This window comes from Micromonospora sp. CA-269861 (assembly GCF_050948505.1).
In the GTDB taxonomy this organism is placed as follows: domain Bacteria; phylum Actinomycetota; class Actinomycetes; order Mycobacteriales; family Micromonosporaceae; genus Micromonospora.
Genome location: NZ_CP192014.1, coordinates 3,696,639 through 3,713,605 on the forward strand (window position 1 = coordinate 3,696,639; position 16,967 = coordinate 3,713,605).

Annotated in this window: 13 protein-coding genes; 2 read left to right on the forward strand and 11 right to left on the reverse strand. The window is 73.4% G+C overall.

Annotation, left to right across the window (positions count from 1 at the left end):
* Nucleotides 1–49: 49 nt before the first annotated feature.
* The 4 genes from ACQP0U_RS17165 to ACQP0U_RS17180 form a co-directional block, all read right to left on the reverse strand.
* Nucleotides 50–3,763 (reverse strand): S8 family serine peptidase, encoded by a 3,714-nt coding sequence (locus ACQP0U_RS17165; protein WP_433308206.1) that lies wholly within the window; start codon nt 3,761–3,763, stop codon nt 50–52.
* Nucleotides 3,764–4,024: 261 nt separating this feature from the next.
* Nucleotides 4,025–4,633: a bifunctional 4-hydroxy-2-oxoglutarate aldolase/2-dehydro-3-deoxy-phosphogluconate aldolase gene (locus tag ACQP0U_RS17170; protein ID WP_433308207.1), complete on the reverse strand. Its 609-nt coding sequence runs from the start codon at nt 4,631–4,633 to the stop codon at nt 4,025–4,027.
* 67 nt (nt 4,634–4,700) lie between these two features.
* Nucleotides 4,701–5,726 carry a sugar kinase gene (locus ACQP0U_RS17175; RefSeq protein ID WP_433308209.1) on the reverse strand — a complete coding sequence of 342 codons (1,026 nt, stop codon included), beginning with the start codon at nt 5,724–5,726 and terminating at the stop codon, nt 4,701–4,703.
* 84 nt (nt 5,727–5,810) lie between these two features.
* The gene (locus tag ACQP0U_RS17180) at nt 5,811–6,671 is read right to left on the reverse strand and encodes a S1 family peptidase (RefSeq protein ID WP_433308211.1); all 861 of its coding nucleotides are present in this window, start codon (nt 6,669–6,671) and stop codon (nt 5,811–5,813) included.
* A gap of 170 nt (nt 6,672–6,841) precedes the next feature.
* Here ACQP0U_RS17180 and ACQP0U_RS17185 point away from each other — a divergent pair, with 170 nt between their 5' ends.
* Entirely contained in the window at nt 6,842–8,026 is a 1,185-nt protein-coding gene (locus ACQP0U_RS17185; protein ID WP_433308213.1) for a low temperature requirement protein A, read from the forward strand.
* Nucleotides 8,027–8,035: 9 nt separating this feature from the next.
* Here ACQP0U_RS17185 and ACQP0U_RS17190 read toward each other — a convergent pair whose 3' ends face one another.
* From ACQP0U_RS17190 to ACQP0U_RS17200, 3 genes are all read right to left on the reverse strand, one after another.
* Nucleotides 8,036–8,608 (reverse strand): nucleosidase, encoded by a 573-nt coding sequence (locus ACQP0U_RS17190; RefSeq protein WP_433308215.1) that lies wholly within the window; start codon nt 8,606–8,608, stop codon nt 8,036–8,038.
* Nucleotides 8,609–8,645: 37 nt separating this feature from the next.
* Nucleotides 8,646–11,282, reverse strand: a complete 2,637-nt coding sequence (locus ACQP0U_RS17195) for an Hsp70 family protein (protein ID WP_433308217.1) — start codon at nt 11,280–11,282, stop codon at nt 8,646–8,648.
* 193 nt (nt 11,283–11,475) lie between these two features.
* Entirely contained in the window at nt 11,476–12,288 is an 813-nt protein-coding gene (locus ACQP0U_RS17200; RefSeq protein ID WP_433308219.1) for a TetR/AcrR family transcriptional regulator, read from the reverse strand.
* Nucleotides 12,289–12,368: 80 nt separating this feature from the next.
* On the opposite strand from ACQP0U_RS17200, the gene ACQP0U_RS17205 reads away from it, so the two are divergent.
* Complete coding sequence (locus ACQP0U_RS17205) at nt 12,369–13,898, forward strand: FAD-binding oxidoreductase (protein WP_433308221.1); 1,530 nt, start codon at nt 12,369–12,371, stop codon at nt 13,896–13,898.
* Between the two features lie 28 nt (nt 13,899–13,926).
* On the opposite strand, the gene ACQP0U_RS17210 is transcribed toward ACQP0U_RS17205, so the two are convergent.
* The 4 genes from ACQP0U_RS17210 to ACQP0U_RS17225 form a co-directional block, all read right to left on the reverse strand.
* Nucleotides 13,927–14,478, reverse strand: a complete 552-nt coding sequence (locus tag ACQP0U_RS17210) for a DinB family protein (RefSeq protein WP_433308223.1) — start codon at nt 14,476–14,478, stop codon at nt 13,927–13,929.
* Between the two features lie 65 nt (nt 14,479–14,543).
* Nucleotides 14,544–15,281 (reverse strand): RibD family protein, encoded by a 738-nt coding sequence (locus tag ACQP0U_RS17215; RefSeq protein WP_433308225.1) that lies wholly within the window; start codon nt 15,279–15,281, stop codon nt 14,544–14,546.
* A complete protein-coding gene (locus ACQP0U_RS17220) occupies nt 15,278–15,970 on the reverse strand; it encodes a GTP cyclohydrolase II (RefSeq protein ID WP_433308226.1) in 693 nt (230 codons plus the stop codon). The genes ACQP0U_RS17215 and ACQP0U_RS17220 overlap by 4 nt, the downstream gene beginning before the upstream one ends.
* A 58-nt stretch (nt 15,971–16,028) precedes the next feature.
* On the reverse strand, nt 16,029–16,967 hold the full coding sequence (locus tag ACQP0U_RS17225) for a lysylphosphatidylglycerol synthase transmembrane domain-containing protein (protein ID WP_433308228.1): 939 nt from the start codon (nt 16,965–16,967) through the stop codon (nt 16,029–16,031).

The window sequence follows — 16,967 nt, forward strand, 5'->3', positions numbered from 1 at the left end:
CCGCCGCTCGGATTGCCCTGGGCACCCCGAGCGGCGGCCAGCCTCAGCGTCAGCGCAGGCCGAACGCCCGGGTGATGCTCTGGCTCACGGTGTTGCCGGCGGTGTCCCGCGCGCTGGTACGCAGGCTCACGAAGCCGGCCTTCGCCGGTGCGGCCAACGAGGTACGCCAGCCGTCGCCGTGCCGGGTCAGCCGCTGCTTCTGCCAGGTCGCCCCGTCGTCGTAGGACACCTCGACGGTCACCGCGCCGATAGTGCCCGCCACGTCGGGCAGGTGGGAGGCGACCACGGTCAGCGGTGCTCGCCGCGACGCCCTGCCGGCGGAGTCGATGGCCACCTGGTAGTCCAACTGGATCATCGGCAGCACCTCGGCCGACTCCTCCCCGGTGGCCGCCGAGCGGAAGCCCCACTCGGTGCGGGTCTGCCGGGAGTACGGGTTGGTCCAGGCGGCCCGGTCGTTCTCCACCACCAGCCGGTACGGCAGTCGCTGGGACGCCAGCCCGGAGACCTGGAGGTACTCGGCGTTACCCCAGTTCAGCTCCTTGTCACCCTGGTAGAGCGTGGTCCGGTTGACCATGTCGAAGTTGGCGTACGCCTCACCGATGTGGCCACCCCCGTCGCCCCACCCGGGGGCGGGCAGGTAGACCGTGTCCAGGTACCGGACCGGCACGTAGTTCCCGCCCATCCGGGGTCGCTGGATCGGCCCGAACCAGGTGACGGCGCTCGGCTTGCCGGCCGGGTACGTGGTCACCGCCTGCAGGTGCTGACCGGTCTCACCGGCGATGAAGGCGTCGTCGATCCACCGCTGGTCGGCGCTCACCCAGTCGGTTCGCCGGCCCTGCGCCGGGGCCGGCTCCTGGTTGCTCGACGCCCAGCCGCGCCAGACGTCGGTGCGGAACTCCAGCGCCTTGCCCTGCCGGTAGTTGCGGAACTCCACGTCGACCCGGGCCAACTGCCGCTTCGTGGGCCGGTAGGTGGGGTCGGCCGGCACCGTGCCGGTCCAGTGGTGCGCCACGTCGTACAGGTAGGTGGTCTCCGGGTGCGACTCGACGGTGAGCCGCACCGCACCGCGCTCCAGCGCGGCGATGAGCTGTCCACCCTCGTCGGCGCCGAGCGTTGCCACTGTCACCGGGGCCGGGCTCTCCGGGCTCCACGGCGCCTCGTCCCAGGGCTGGAGCCGACCGACTCCGTCGTTGACCACCAGCAGCAGCTTCGCCCCGGCCGCCGCGGCGGCCTGCGCCTGGGTGGCGATGTCCACGGTGTCACTGCGACGCACGACCACGGCCCGGTCGCGGACCGGCCGCTTGGCCAGCCCCGCCGCCGACGCGTCGGCGACGTACACCGCGTCCAGCTGGCGACGACCGGCCGGCAGCGCCGGGGTCGCCCGCTTCACCAACAGATCGTCGTACGAGCGACCGCCCGCCGAGACTGTCAACGCCGGCTGCTCCAGCCGCCACCGGGCACCGAACTCGAATTCGCCGTCGGTGACCGGACGGCTCGTCGGCAGCGCCCACATACTGTCGTACGAGTCGTCGGGCAGCACCTGACTCTCGGTGAGACCGTTCTTCGTGGACCGGTGGATGTCCATCCGCAACGCGCTGGCAGTGGTCTCCTGCGGCACCCGGGCCTGCACCTGTCGGGCGGCGCGTGCGTCCAGGGTGACGGTGCGATCCCGATCCAGGTTCACGTCGGTGAAGCTCAGCATCGCCATGCCCTTGGAGTGCGGTCCGTGCACGCCGCGCACGTCGGCGGAGATCCAACCGTTCCAGCTCGCCACCGGCAGCCGCAGCGTGGCGGTGCCGCTCTCCGGCAGGTCCACGGCGGTGAACAGGGTGTCGGTGGTGAGGATGACCTTGCCGACGAGCGGCTTGCCGTCCCGGTCCTTGGCGACGAGCGTCAGGTTCTGCCGCTGGCCCTCCTTGCCGGCCCCGATCAGGGTGCGCCCGCGCACCGCACCGGCGTCGTCGGTGGCGACGATCATGCCACTGACCTGCTTCTCCACCGGCAGCTTGTCGTACCCGGCGGTCACCGTCACGGTGGCGGTGCCGCCCGCCGGCACGGTAACCCGGTCGGCGGAGAGCGCGAACAGGCCGGCCGGCGCGGTGGCCGCGTCGAGGGCCAGCTTCAGGGCGACAGGTGCGCTGCCGACGTTGGTGTAGGTGACCGTACGGTCGACGGTCATGCCCGGCAGCTGCGGCCACGCCTGGAAGCCGGAGTAGGCGCTCGGGGTGGCGAAGACGGTGGCGCGCGCGGCGGCGACCGCGTCGACCCGGCCGGCACCCGCCTGGTAGGGGGTGTACTCGGGGGTGGCCTTGACCGTGCTGACCAGTGCTTCCTTGATCCGCTGACCGGTCCAGTCCGGGTGCGCGGCGGCGACCAGCGCGGCCGTGCCGGCCACGTGCGGAGTGGCCATCGACGTGCCACTCATCAGCGTGTAGTCACCGGAGCCGCCCCGCACGAGGTGGGAACGGGCCGCCAGGATGTCCACGCCGGGGGCGGTGATCTCGGGCTTGAGCCCGCCGTCGCCGGCGCGTGGGCCCTGGCTGGAGAAGTCCGCCAGGTGATCGGTGTTGTCGACGGCGCCCACGGTGAGCGCGGAGTTCGCGGCACCCGGGCTGCCGATGGTGGCCGGGCCGCTGTTGCCGGCGGCGATCACGAAGAGGGCGCCGGTCTCGGCGCTGAGCCGATCGACCGCCTGGCTCATCGGGTCGCTGCCGTCGGTGGCCTCACCGCCCAGGCTCATGCTGACCACCCGGGCCTTCTGCTCCCGGGCCGCCCACTCCATGCCGGCGATGATCCACGAGTCCTGCCCGCTGCCCTCGCTGTTGAGCACCTTGCCGATGTGCAGTCGGGCGCCGGGGGCGACGCCCCGCTCGGTGCCACCGGACGCGGCCCCGGTGCCGGCGATCGTCGAGGCGACGTGCGTGCCGTGGCCCTTGTAGTCGAGGATGTCGGGCTCCTCGGGCACGAAGCTGCTGGACTCGGCGATCTGGCCGGCGAGGTCCGGGTGTTCGGCGTCCGCGCCCGAGTCGAGGACCGCGACGTCGACACCGGCGGCGGTGTTGCCCTCGGCCCACAGCTTCGGCGCGCCGATCTGCGCGGTGGACTCGGCCAGGTCGGCGTGCACCCGGCCGTCCAACCAGACCTTCGCGATGCCGTTGGCAAGGGTCGGGACGCCGCCCGTACGGCGGGTCGAACCGGCGGTCAGCGCGGTCCAGAACCGGTCGGCGGTGGCGCGCTGACGGGTCAGCGCCGCGCCCTGCACGCTGTCCAACGATCGGACCAGCTCGGCGCCGTCCAGGGCGGGACGGGTGCGGTTGCGGGCCGCCGCGTCGGTCATCGTGACGATCAGCGGCAGCGCGTCGGTGTGCGCGTCGTCGTAGCCGTCGGCGATGAGGTCGGTGACGTTGAACAGTTGCCGGTCCAGCACGCCGCTTGTCACATAGGACAGCGCGGCGTCCGGGTAGACGTAGGTGTCGCCGTCGCGCACGGTGCGGTGGAAGCTCGGGGTGCTGCCGTCCGGCCGACGCACTGTGGACACCGTGCTGCCGTCCGCCGCTGTGGTGACGGTGACCGTGTCACCGGTGATCAGGGTGACGGTGGACGCGCGTCCGGCGGCGGTCGGGGGTTGGCCCGCCGGGCGGTCGCTGTTGTCCGGCGGGGCGGCGGCCGCTCCCGCGCCGGGTGGGGTGAACCCGGCCGCCAGGGTGAGGGCGGCGCCGAGGGCGATCAGCCCGGATCGGCGGCGCCGGTGAGACAGAGCCACGATGACCTCTTTGTGTCGAGAAGTGGTACGCACCACAGCATCGACGTAAAGCCCACCCCCACCGCGCACCGCACTCCGACGCACTTACGCCATGGCGCAAACCCGCCACCGCCCGCGCTCCCCTGCCGCCCCCTCCACCCCACCCGCGCCGATCTTGCACTTTCTGTCCCGACCAAAGTCGCGAATCAGGACGCATCGACATCCGCAACTGCAAGATCGGCGGGACTGGGGCGGGGTGGGGCGGGACGAGGGTGGGGCGGGTTAGGGGGTGGGGCGGGTCAGGTTGGCTAGGGCGTCCAGCTGGGTCGGGTCGGAGAGGGCGGAGCCGACGGCCACCACTCGTACGCCTGCCTGCAGGAACGCTCCCGCGTTGCCCGCGTCGAGGCCGCCGGTCGCGACGAAGCGCAACTGCGGCAGCGGGCCTGCCACGGCCTTGAACCAGGCCGGCCCGAGGGAGATCGCGGGGAACGCCTTGAGCCAGGTGAGGCCGTGCCGCAGTGCCTGCTGGGCCTCGGTGGGGGTGGCCACACCGGGCAGGTGCGGCAGGCCACGCGCGGCGGCGGCGTCGGCGATCGCGAGGTCCAGGCCGGGCGCGACGGTGAACCGGGCACCAGCGTCGGCCGCCGCGGCGACCTGTTCGACGTCGAGCACGGTGCCGGCCCCGACGATCCGGTCGCGCTCGGCCCCCGCCTCGACGGCGGCCCGCAGCGCCGGTACCGCGTCGGCGGTGGCCACCGGAACCTCCACCACGTCGATGCCGAGGTCCCAGGCACGCTCGGCGAGCCGAACGGTCTCGGCGACCGGCAGGCCGCGCAGGATCGCCATCACCCGGGCGCCGCCGAAGATGTGGTCGAAGTCCGGTGTGGTCATGGTGCACTCCATCCGAGGTCGCTGTGAAACTGTTGGTGCTGGCCGGGTCGCAACCCGACGGCCCGACTCAGGTCGTCGCCCGCAGGTCGGTCAGGTCGAGCGGCGACCAGGCGTCGGCGGGGGCGTCGATCAGCTTCTCGAACCAGGCCCACGGCGGGACCGGGGCGTTGTCGCCGCTGCTCGTCAACGCCTGCGCCGCGACGAGGTGGCCGAGGCGCAGCCGCCGTACGGGGTCGAGGCCGCGGAGCAGCCCGGCGAGGTAGCCGGCGGCGAACGCGTCTCCGGCGCCGACCGGCTCCACCACCGTCACCCGGGGCGCGGGCACGAAGACCGGTTCGCTGTCGCGGACCAGTGCGGTGGCGCCCACCGCGCCGTCCTTGACCACCACCGTCCCCGGAGCGGGCAGCAGCTCGCGTACGGCCGTCGGGTCGGTGGTGCCCCAGAGGGTCTCCGCCTCGTCCTGCCCGACGAGGACGAGGTCGCAGCGGTTGGCGAGGTCGCGCAGCACCGGCGCGGCCTGCGCGGCGGGCCACAGCCGGGCCCGGTGGTTGACGTCGAAGCTGACCAACGCCCCAGTCAGCGGTCGGTCGGTCACCGCGTGCTCGACAAGCGCCCGGCAGGACGCGGACAGAGCCGGGGTGATCCCGGACAGGTGCAGCACCCGGGCACCGGCAAGCGCCGGGTCGGCGAGGGTGGCAGGGCCCATCCGGGCGGCCGCCGACCCGGCCCGGTAGTAGTGCACGGCGGTTCCGTCCGGGCCGGGGTCCTTGACGTACAGGCCGGTGGGGGCGGCCGGGTCCACGCACACCTGGTCGACGCGGACGCCGGCGGCCGCGACGTGCCGGACGACGGCCCGACCGAACGGGTCGTCGCCGACCCGGCTCACCCAGGTCGTCAGGTGTCCCAGCCGGGCCAGGTAACCGGCCACGTTGGACTCGGCCCCGCCGACCGAGACGGCGACCCGCTCGGCGCTCTCCAGCGGCTCACCCGGCGCGGGGCAGAGCACCACCATCGTCTCCCCCACCGCGGCCACCTCGACCGACGGAGAGCCGGCCGGGACGCTCGCCTGGTCAGGTCGGGGGTCGGTCGGCATCGGGCACACGTCCTCGCGGCGGGGGTGCTGGGCGTCGCCGAGCCTAGGTGTCCCGCGCGGGGCGGGCAAGCGGTGTCCCGCCGGTCAGGGCAGCGTCAGCCCGTACGCGGCCAGCACCTCCGCGATCGGCTGGTAGTAGGTGGTGCCGCCGGCGGTGCAGTTGCCGGTGCCCCCGGAGAGGATGCCGAGGATGGTGCCGGTGGAGGCCACGTAGAGAGGTCCGCCGCTGTCCCCCGGCTCGGCGCAGATGTTGGTGCGGATCAGGCCGTAGATCACACCGGTGGAGTAGTTGACGGTCTGGTTGAGGCCGGTGACCGTGCCGCAGCGCACCCCGGTGGTGCTGCCGCTGCGGCACACCGCCTGACCGATGTACGCGTTGCCGGGCCCGTTGATGGTCACCAGGCCGGGGTAGGTGTAGACGGCGCTCGGGTGGGCGATCCGCCCGGTGTAGCGGATCAGCCCGTAGTCGTTGGTGGGGTAGCTGGTGGCGGTGCGGGTGCCGAGCACCGTGGTCTGGGCGCTGTCGGCGTACCAGGTGGCCGCGGCGGCGGTGCAGTGCCCCGCGGTGATCACGTAGTAGGTGCTGCCGCTGCGCGCGTTCGCGCCGAGCGAGCAGCGCGCGCCGCTGCCGTAGATGCCCTGCCCGCCGGCGATCAGGGGGCGCAGCGTTCCGGGTTCGCGGCGCAGCAGCACACCGGCCCGGTCGGTCACCGCCCGCAGTGCGGTCAGCTCGCCGGGGGCCACGGTGTCGTCGACGGTGAGGGTCATCCGGCCGGTGGCGGGGTCGAGGCCCCAGGCGGTGCCCGGGGTGCGTACCCCGGTCAGCAGGGCCGCCGGGCCGGCGGCGGGCGCGGCGACCCGGTCGGGGACGGCGGCCTGCGCCGCGCCGGGCGCGACGAGCAGCAGGATGGTCAGGGCGAGGGCGGCCAGCGGGTAGCGGCGCATCCGAACCTCCGAAGAGATCGAGATCGATGGATGCTGTCAAGCATCGCCCGGCGTCCGATGCCGTGGCAACCTCCGGCCGCCCTCTTCTCCGACCGGCGGGAATCGCCGATCCGGGGACGGGCCGCGCCGAAAACGCAGATAATCCTCGGAGACACGGCGGGAGGCCGGGCATGACCACCGGAGGCACCGCGGCGCTGGTACGCCGGCCGGACGGGTCGACCCGGGCCACGCTACTGGAGTTGCTCTTCGACGTGGTCTTCGTGGCCTCGCTCGCGCTGACCTCGACACTCCTCGCGGAACGCCACACCTGGTCCGGCGCCGCGATGGTCCTGCTGATGCTGACCGCGATCTGGTGGACGTGGTCGGTCACCTCCACCACCACCGAGTTCTACGATCCGCAGCAGCGCCCGATCCAGGCCATCCTGATGGTCGCCATGGTCGGTTCGGTGGGGATGGCGGCGTCGTTGCCGATGGTCGCCGACGGGCACGCGTTGATCTTCGCGATCTCCTACGTCGGCACGCACGTGATCCGCGGCATCGTGCTGGTCACGACCCTGTACCGGCAGCGACACCGGGCGGCCATGGTCCGGGCCACCCGGTTCTTCTTCTGGTTCGTGGTGTCCGGCGTCTTCTGGATCACCGGCGCGGTGTCCGGCACGGTGAACTGGGAACTCTGGACCATCGCCATCGTGATCGACCTGATCTCCGCGGGGGCCCGCTATCCGACGCCCGGGCTGGGCCGGGTGCCGCTCGAGCAGTACGAGCGCACCACCGGGCACCTGGGCGAGCGGTATCAGCAGTTCATCATCCTGGCCCTCGGCGACATCATCCTGGTGCCCACGTTGCAGGTCAGCCGGGGCCCGCTGGCCGGGCTCCGGGTCACCGCGCTGTTCTGCGCGTTCGCCGTGATGCTGCTGCTGTGGCAGGTCTACGTCTTCCGGGCGGGCGAGTTGCTGGAGGCTGGGGCCGGGCCGAAGTCGGGTCGGCCGGCGCGGGTGGCCCCGTACACCCATCTGGTGATGCTGGCCGGCGTGGTCGGTACGGCGGCGTCGTTCGACCTGGTCGTCACCCGGCCGACCGGCACGACGCCGGTGGGGTGGCTCTTACTGATCATGGGCGGTCCGGCGCTGTTCGTGCTCGGTCGGATCCTGTTCACCCTGCTGGTGTCCAAGTTCGTGCCGTGGCGGCGAATGTTCTGGCTGCCCCTACCACTGCTGGCGCTGCCGTGGGCCGGGAGCTGGCCGCCGCTGCTGGTCACCGCAGTCGTGGCGCTCGGGCTGGCCGGTCACGTCCTGTCCCCGACAGCGGCCCGGGAGACCACGCCGGGCCTGCGGATGCGGCAGTCCCACGACTGACGGCAACGCTCAGCCGACGTGTCGAGCGGCCCACTCGGCGAGGTCCCGGGCGCACGCGTCCACCGACTCCTGCCAGGTCCGGGCCGCGCCATCCCCCGCCTCGTCGCTGACCTGCTTGACCAGCCGGCACGGCACACCGGCCTGGGCGGCGGCCCAGGCCACCGCGTACCCCTCCATGTCGACCAGGTCGGCGCGCTGGGCCAACCGGTCCCGCTCCGCGTCGTCGGCCACGAAGGTGTCACCGGTGGCCAGCACCGCGCCCTCGGTGGCCAGCGAGAGCGGCGCTCCGTAGGTTTCGCCGGTGAGGGTGCGCAGCAGCTCGGTGTCCAGGTCGTGCTGGAGGACGGTGGCGATCTCGTGGATGCCGGCCAACCCGGGGCGCAGAGCGCCGGCCGTACCCAGGTTGAGTAGCAGCGCGGGGCGCGGCCCGGCGGCCAGCACCGCGGCCACCGCGCTGGCGGCGTTCACCTTGCCCATGCCGGTGAGCAGGACCGGCAGCTCGGGCGGCAGGTAGCGGGCCTCCTCCCCCACGGCGAGGACCACCAACGGACGATCGGCGCGGACCGTACCTCGAAGATTCACCGGAGCATCGTACGAGCCGGCTCCTCGGCAGTTGACGTCAGTCGTCGGTGAAGCGGTACAGCACGAAGTCCTTCTCCGCGCCGCAGGCGATCACGTGGGTGTTCCACGAGCAGGACGAGCTGCGTACGTCCTTCAGCTCACCCAACTCGTCGATTTCCCCGGACTCGGCCCACACCCCGGCCAGCACCCGGTTGTCCGCGACCACGCTGGGCGCCTTGGCGAAGACCAGCAGGTTGCCCGCGTCGAGGCGGACCGCCACCCCGCCCCGGTCCCGCAGCACCGGCTTGCCGGCGGCGTCGAAGACCGTGACGGTCGGCTCCGGGGACTCTCGCTGGGCGAGCACCTGCTCACCCAGCGGCAGCAGGCCGGTCACGCCCGGCGCGGACCAGCTGATCGTGCGCTCACCCTCGGTGGCCGCCACCACCTCGGTGCGCGCGACGTCATTGTTCGGCACCTGCAACAGGCAGGCCCGCCGCGCACCGCAGGCGATGAGTTCCTTCGGGCGGTACTCGTCATTCCCGGACCTGTGCAGCACCACCGGCTCGGCGTCGGAGCCCAGGTCGTACGCGAGCAGCTGGTAACCACCCTCGTTGGCGGCCACGTACAGGCGGTCCTCGTGGGCGACCACCAGGTCGTCGAGGTCGGCCACGCTGCCCCACTGGCGCAGCACCGCGCCGGATGCCATGTCGAGCAGCCGCACCGACCGGTCCGCACCCACCTGGACGAGTCGCCGGCCCTTGCTCGTCCACGGGTCGCGGGGTGCGCCGTCGAGGAAGGCCGGCCCGCCCGCCGCCGCGTCGGTGCCGACCGGCCGGACCACGGTACGGCCACCGGCGTACTGGTCGCGGGGGTTGGGCTGGGTCCACTTCGCCGATCCGTCGGTCAGGCGCAGGCCGACCAGTTCGTCCGCGGCCCGGTCCACCAGCACCGCCGTGTCGTCGGCGAAGTAGACATCGTCGTCGCCACGGAGCACGCGCTGCCAGCGCTGCTCACCGGTCCGACCGTCGAGGACGGCCAGCGGTCGGGGGGTGCTGTCGCCCGGTGCGTCGGCGAGGACAGCGACCGCCCCGGGGACGGCGATGATCGTCTCCCAGTCGTTGGCCCGCACGTCGGTCTGTTCGCGCCACAACTCGCGGCCGTTGCCCGCGTCGACTGCCACCACCTCCAGCCGGTCGTCGGGCAGCGGGAACGCGAGGTAGGCCCGGTCGTCGAGCACCGCCGTCCACATGTCGACAGGCCGTTCGGCGCCGGCCGACGGCCGGGACAGCTCGCGCAGCAACGTGAACTCCAGATCCGGGTAGCGGTCCCGGGTCAGGTAGAGCGTCGCCGCGGTGGCCACCCCGGCCAGGGCCAGCACCGCGCCGAGCACCACCCAGCGCGCCCGCCGCCAGGGGGTCGCGCCGCCCGACGGCGTCGGGGTGGCACCGGCCAGACCCGGCCCGGGCGGCGGGCCCGCCGGCGGGGTCGATCCGGGCCAGGGCGGCGACGGTACGACCGGAGCGGGGGCTCCCGCGTACGCCGGAGCGGGTAGCGGCTTGCGCAGCGGCAGGTCGGTCAGGGCGCCCTCGGCCACCGGCAGCTCCGGCTGGTCCAGCACGGTCGGCGCGATCCCCAGCTCGGCGTGCAGCATGCGGGCCACCAGCGGAATCCGTGACGACCCGCCCACGAGGAACAGCCCGGCGAGCTGATCGGGGCTGAGGCCGGCGGCGGCGATCACCTCCCGGGCCCGCTGCACCGCCCGCCGTAGCAGCGGCGTGGCCACCCGCTCGACGTCCGCCCGGGTCAGCTGGACCGTCTCGGCCACTCCCGGCACCGCGACCGGGGCGACAACTGACCGGGACAGGGTCTCCTTCGCCCCTCGTACCTCGTCCCAGAGCCGGATCTGGTCGCGGCGCTGCGCCGCATCCGCCGGTCCGGTGAGCCGGGCCCACTGCGCGGCGTGCCGCTCACCGATCAACTCGCCGACCCGCCGCACCAGCGCGGCGTCGAGGTCCAGACCGCCCAGGTCGGGCAGGCCACCGTCGGCGACGACGCTGAAGCCGGAGTCACCCCAGGGGTCCGCGCCCTCGTTGCGCAGCACCGCGACGTCGAGCGTCCCGCCACCGAAGTCGAACACCGCGATCGCCTCGCCGACCGGCACCGGACGGTGCAGCACCTGCGTGTAGTAGCGGGCGGCGGCCACCGGCTCCCGCAGCAGCCGGGTGCCCGGCGGTGTCGGCCCGGCCAGGGTGTGCTCGGCCGCCTGCGGCCAGCCCGCCCGCAGCAGCGCGTCGGCGAGGACCTGCCGCCGCGTCGCGTCCCAGGCGGCCGGGCAGGTGACCACGGCCGGCGGCAGGAAACCCACAGCGCCCACCGCGGCCCGCGCGACCGTCGCCAGCACCGCGGCGAGCAGGTCGGCCGGCGGGTACGCGCGGTCGCCGAGCTGCACCGTCGGCTCGTCCACCCGACGCTTCGGGTTCGCCTCGAACCGGGCCGGGTCGGCCTGTGCCAACCGGCGCGCGTCCCAGCCGGTGTGCAGGGTGCCGTCCGGGTCGGCGTAGACGGCGGACGGACTGAGCGGTTGGCCGTCCATCAGCAGCGGACGGGTCCGCCCGTCCGGCCAGCGCAGCACCGCGACCGTGTTGGACGTACCGAGGTCGATGCCGAGGGCGAAACCCTCGTGCTGGCCTGCCATTGCCCGATACCTCCGCCGCGACGAGGGGAACTCGACCCCGCATCGTACGCAGGCCCCGCCGCACTGCTGATCACTCGGTCAGTGGGTGGAGTGGACGCCGACCACCTCGTCGTCGCTGGTCTCCCCGGTCAGCTCGAACCCGAGCTCCACATTGTCCTGAGTGATCTTCACCAGTCGCGGCACGCAGCCCACCCTACCGAGCGGCGTCGCCCAACAGGCCGTCGAGCAGCCCGCGCAGGCCGAACTGGAACCAGGTGTCGAGATTGGTGTCGGGTCTGCTCTGCCCGGCCACGGCCAGCCACTGTCGCTCCCGGGTACGGCCGGTCCGCTCCAGCCGGGTGCGGGTCGCCGACCACCAGGCGTGGTAGGTGGCGTCGACGGGATCGCGCCGGATGAGGAGGGCCATGCCCTGGATGTAGCCGCTGAGCGCCAGGTAGGCGCGGAACGCCTCGGCCGGGTCGTACCCGGCGCTGGTGAACGCCGCCACGACCCGGTCGACCATGGCGAGTACCGCCGGCCCGGTCGGCGGGCGGTCGGTCGCGAGGACGGCCAGCAGCCACCGATGGCGGCGGTACATCGCCCACTCGTCGCTAGCCAGCCGTTCGAGCCGTTGGCGTGGGTCGCGCGGTAGCGGTGCGGGGCCGGGCCGGTGGGTGGCGGTGATCTGCTCGGCCATCGCGGCGAGAAGGTCGGCCCGGTTGCGGACGTGCCGGTACACGGCGTGGGCGGGCATGCCTGCGCGTTGGGCGAGGACCCGCATGGAGACGGCGTTCAGGCCGCCGGCGTCTGCCAGCTCGACCGCGAGGGTGACCAACCGGTGGTGCGGATCGCCGCCGGCCGGCGCGGGCAGATCCCGGAGGCGACGCGGCGTGCTGGTGGGGCCGTGCTCGCGACGCCTGCGGTACGCGCGGGCCTGGCAGCCCCGAGAGCAGTAGCGGCGCGGGCGCCCCCGGCCGGAGCCGACGGGCAACTCCGCCTCGCACTCGACACACCGGAGAGTGAGCACGCAGCCTCCAGTTTCGTCACGGCACTCCGTGTGACGAAAGTACTGCACGTCGTCCCCCCGGCGTCGACAGGATCGGGGGCATGAATCCGCCCAGCCGCAGAAATCTGCTCCGCGTCGGCGCAGTCGCCTCCACCGCCGCCCTCTGTCCGTCCCCGGTCTCCGCCGCCGCACCGTCGGCGGGTGGATCGCCCCCACTCGGCCCGGTCCGGGTGCGGCCGAACGACCCCCGGTACGCGGACCTCGTCCGCCGCGGCAATCGACGGTTCGTGGGCACGCCGGACGAGGTGCGTGTGGTCGGCTCGACCGACCAGGTCGTCGCCGCCGTGCAGGACGCCGTCCGCAGCGGCCGGCGGGTGGCGGTACGCGGCGGCGGGCACTGCTTCGAGGGGTTCGTGGACGACCCGGCGGTCCGGATGGTGATCGACCTGTCCGGCCTGACCGAGGTCTACCACGACCCCCGACGGTTCGGCTTCGCGGTCGAGGCAGGCGCCACGCTCGGCGAGGCGTACCGCAGGCTCTTTCTGGGGTGGGGGGTGACCCTTCCCGGTGGGTCGTGTCCGGGGGTCGGCGTCGGCGGTCACATCGCGGGTGGCGGCTACGGTCGGATCTCCCGCCTGCACGGACTCGTGGTGGACCACCTGTACGCGGTGGAGGTGGTCGTGGTCGACCGTGGCGGCACCGCCCGTGCGGTGGTCGCCACCCGGGAGCCGGCCGACCCGCACCGCGACCTGTGGTGGGCGCACACCGGTGGCGGCGGGGGCACCTTCGGCGTCGTCACGCGCTACTGGTTCCGCTCGCTCCCCACACCGCCCGCGCGGGTGCTCGACTTCACCGTCACCTGGCCGTGGGCCGGCATGGACGAGCCCGGCTTCCACCGACTCGCCGGCAACTTCGGCCGTTGGTGCGCCCGCAACAGCGCACCCGACTCCCGGGGGATCCATCTGTACGGAGAGCTGATCCTGTCCCGCCCGCAGGCCGGCGGTCACACCCTCGCCGGTCAGGTCCCGCACGGCAGCCGACACCTGCTCGACGAACTCCTCAGCGCGCTCGGCGACGGTGTCGGCGTCACGCCGACCATCTCGGCGGAGGCGCTGCCCTGGCTGACCGCGACCCTCGGCGGCGACAACGACGACGGCAAGGGCTGGCGGTTGAAGGTCAAGTCGGCCTTCCACCGCGCGCCCCTGACCGAGCGGCAGTTGCAGGTGGCCTACCGCCACCTCACCCGCGACAGTGACCTGCCGGCCGGCTCGCTGAGCCTCAACACCTACGGCGGGGCGATCAACGCCGTGGCACCGACCGCCACCGCCGCCGTCCGGCGCGACGCGTCCATGCTGCTGTTCTACCTCGCCGGCTGGGGCGACCCGGCCGCGGACCCGCGCCACCTGGCCTGGATCCGCGAGTTCTACCGGGACATGTACGCCGACACCGGCGGCGTGCCCGCGGACGGCGCCTACATCAACTACCCCGACGTCGACCTCAGCACGGCGACGCGACCGTGGCCGGAGGTCTACTTCGGGCCCAACTACCGGCGGTTGCAACACGTCAAGGCCCGCTGGGACCCCCGCAACGTCTTCCACCACGACCTGTCGGTACGACCACCCGGCCGATGACCGCGCCCGATGCCTTCTCGGCGTCGGCCTACGGTCGAGCAGCCGCGCGGTCCCGTTCGGTCAGTGCGGCGCGGAGCAGCCGGAGCTGGCCGATCTCCGCGACGTTCTTCATCAGCTCGGAGTTGGCCCAGCCGATCGTGTGCGTGACGGTGTGGTCGGTCTGGTCCGTCCACGGAAATGTGGCGATGCGGTCGAGGTCGCTGTCGCCGAGCTGGTCGAGCAGACCCAGCCATTCGGTACGCAGTCCACGCAACCAGGCGACAGTCGGCTCCCCCGCGCCCGGCCAGGCGACGGCCGTGCGCTGCCGCGCTGATTCACCCCGGAGATGGTCCATCGTCACGGTCCACCACCAGCCGACGTGCCAGGTCAGCCAGGCGATCGTCGGCACCGGGACCGGGTCGGGTTCGGTGTCGGCCCAGTCCGGGGTCCAGGTGCCGTCCGTGCTCTGCCGCAGCGACCAGCAGTGTGCGGCCGGCTCCCAGAGGAAGTCCGTGGGATCGAGTCGCTCGAGGTGGTACTCGAACAGCGACCACGTCAGGTCGAACTGCCAGCGCAGGAGGGCGAGGGGCGCTACGGACATCCGGGGATTCTGTCGCGGCGCAGCACCACCGTCCACACAAATAACCCCGCCCCGACCCCGTCCTCCTACCCAGGCCGCCCGGCGGTGTCGGGGGCGGGGGTGGCGGGGCAGCGGGTGGAGAGGGCGTAGCGGAGCAGGACCACGTCGCCGATCTGGCGGGCCTCCGCCAGGCGGGCGCGGCGGCCCGGGTGCCAGGGGAAGCGACCCTCGCCGACGAACCGGGGCGCCCGACCGTCACCGACGAAGAACGGGGCGACCACCAGGTGCAGTTCGTCGGCGAGACCGGCGGCGAGGAACTGGGCGTGCACCGTCCCGCCGCCCTCCACCATCAACCGCTGTACGCCCCGCGCGGCCAGGTCGGTCAGCAGCCACCCCGGGTCGACAGGCTCACCCGCGTCGATCACGGTGGCCAGCCGGCCGACCCGTTCCCGGGTCTTCTCCAGCGAACCCGTGGCGCAGTAGACGAGCCGGGCCGGATCACCGGCGGTGAAGAAGCGGGCGGTCGGGTCGAGGTCACCCTGAGCGGTCAGGGTGACCTTGGTGGGCGAGGCGGATCGACCGGCCGCCACCCGCTCGGCCCGGCGGCTCGGGGAACGCACCAGCAGCCGAGGGTCGTCACGTCGGACGGTGCCGGCGCCGACCAGGATGGCGTCGCAGCTGGCCCGGACCGCGTCGACCCGGTCCAGGTCCTCCTCGTTCGACAGCAGTAACCGCTGCTCGGAGGCGTCGTCGATGTACCCGTCGATGGAGGTGGCACAACTCAGCAGCACGTACGGCCGCGTCGGCTCCGGTCGCCGACTCATCGGGAGAGAGGCCGCTCGGAGGGACGACCGGAGAGCGCATCCGCCGCCTCGGCTGCCTCGACCTCAGCCGCCTTGGCCGCCTTGGCCGCCAGGTAGTCGGCGTTGGCCGGCGAGAGGAAGACGCTGGTGAGCACTCGTTCGGCCACGTCCACGCCCAGCCGGGTCAACTGCTCGGCCTTGTCCGGGTTGCTGCTCAGCAGTCGGACCCGCGGCACGCCCAACGTGGCAAGCATCTGCGCGGCGGCGGTGTAGTCCCGCTCGTCCTCGCCCCGGCCCAGCGCGACGTTGGCCTGGTAGGTGTCCAGCCCGGCGTCCTGCAACGCGTACGCGTCGAGTTTCGCGTACAGGCCGATGCCACGGCCCTCCTGCCGGAGGTAGAGCAGAAAACCTCCGGTCTCGGCGATCCGCTGCACCGCCTCGCGCAGTTGCGGCCCGCAGTCGCACCGTTGGCTGCCGAACACGTCGCCGGTCAGGCACTCGCTGTGCGGACGGACCAGCGGGGCTGCTCCCCCGGCGGCGAGCCGGTCCAGCGCGCCGGCCCAGTCACCCAGGCCGAGGGCCAGATGCTCCCGCCCGTCCACCAGGCCCTTGAACGTGAACACCCGGGCGGTCGTGGTGTAGCCGTCCGGGAACGTCAGCGGCACCGTGACCTGCGTGCGGATCGTGGCAACCGGCAATGCTTCGGGCATGGGACTCCTCTGTCCGGCGCCACCGCCGTCCGGCGACGCGTACCGTCTCACAACCGACTCAACAGCCGCCGCCGGAGGCGGCTTCCCGGGCGGCGACCGGAATTCGACGCCGACGGGCCAGCAGCACGGCGGCCCCGGGCAGGCTGGCCACCAGCACCAGGGCACCGTAGACGGTGGCGGTGGCGACGCCCTCGGCAGCGCTGAGGCCCGCCGCGCCGAACACCCACGCCGCCACCCCCTCGCGCGGCCCGAAGCCGGCCACGTTCAACGGCAGGCCCATGGCGAGCAGGGCGAGCAGCGTCAACGGCAGCAGTCGGGACAGCGGGGCGTCCGATCCGGCGGTGCGCGCCGCCACCAGGAAGGTGGCCAGGTGCCCGGCGACCATCACGGCGGAGGCGACAAGCACACCGAACCAGGTGCGCCGCGCCAGCAGCCCCGACCGTACGTCCGCCACGGCGGTGCGCAGTGCCGTCGCCCAGCGCGACCCGCCGCCGTTCGGAAGGGCTCGGGCCACCAGCACGGCGACCAGCCCACCGGCGACGAGTAGCGCGGCGGCGGCCGGCAGGTACGGCCGTACCGGGGACGGGAAGGCCGCGAGCACCACCAGCGCGACTCCGACCAGGACCACCTGCCCGGCGGTACGCTCCCAGACCACCGCGCGGATGCCCCGGCTGACGTCACCGGCGTCGCGGCCGTGGCGTACGGCCCGGTGCACGTCGCCGAGCACCCCGCCGGGCAGGGTGGCGTTCAGGAAGATGGCCCGGTAGCAGTGCGCCACCGCGGTGGCCAGTGGCAGGCGGACGCCGAGGCCACCGGCGACCAGGCTCCACCGCCACGCCGCGCAGACCGTGGTGAGCACCCCGATGACAAGCGCCGCGGCCAACGCCGGCGCGTCGATCAGTCGTACTCCGGCGAGGAACGGGCCAGTGCCCACCTGCCACAGCAGGACGGCGAGCAGACCCACCCCGCCGACCACTCGTGCCCAGGCCCAGAACAT

Bases quoted from the DNA above. Each gene is read 5' to 3' on its own strand.
- ACQP0U_RS17185 (WP_433308213.1), top strand. From the start codon at position 6,842: ATGACCACCGGAGGCACCGCGGCGCTGGTACGCCGGCCGGACGGGTCG.
- ACQP0U_RS17195 (WP_433308217.1), bottom strand. From the start codon at position 11,282: ATGGCAGGCCAGCACGAGGGTTTCGCCCTCGGCATCGACCTCGGTACG.
- ACQP0U_RS17210 (WP_433308223.1), bottom strand. From the start codon at position 14,478: ATGTCCGTAGCGCCCCTCGCCCTCCTGCGCTGGCAGTTCGACCTGACG.
- ACQP0U_RS17170 (WP_433308207.1), bottom strand. From the start codon at position 4,633: ATGACCACACCGGACTTCGACCACATCTTCGGCGGCGCCCGGGTGATG.
- ACQP0U_RS17215 (WP_433308225.1), bottom strand. From the start codon at position 15,281: ATGAGTCGGCGACCGGAGCCGACGCGGCCGTACGTGCTGCTGAGTTGT.
- ACQP0U_RS17225 (WP_433308228.1), bottom strand. From the start codon at position 16,967: ATGTTCTGGGCCTGGGCACGAGTGGTCGGCGGGGTGGGTCTGCTCGCC.
- ACQP0U_RS17175 (WP_433308209.1), bottom strand. From the start codon at position 5,726: ATGCCGACCGACCCCCGACCTGACCAGGCGAGCGTCCCGGCCGGCTCT.
- ACQP0U_RS17220 (WP_433308226.1), bottom strand. From the start codon at position 15,970: ATGCCCGAAGCATTGCCGGTTGCCACGATCCGCACGCAGGTCACGGTG.
- ACQP0U_RS17205 (WP_433308221.1), top strand. From the start codon at position 12,369: ATGAATCCGCCCAGCCGCAGAAATCTGCTCCGCGTCGGCGCAGTCGCC.
- ACQP0U_RS17180 (WP_433308211.1), bottom strand. From the start codon at position 6,671: ATGCGCCGCTACCCGCTGGCCGCCCTCGCCCTGACCATCCTGCTGCTC.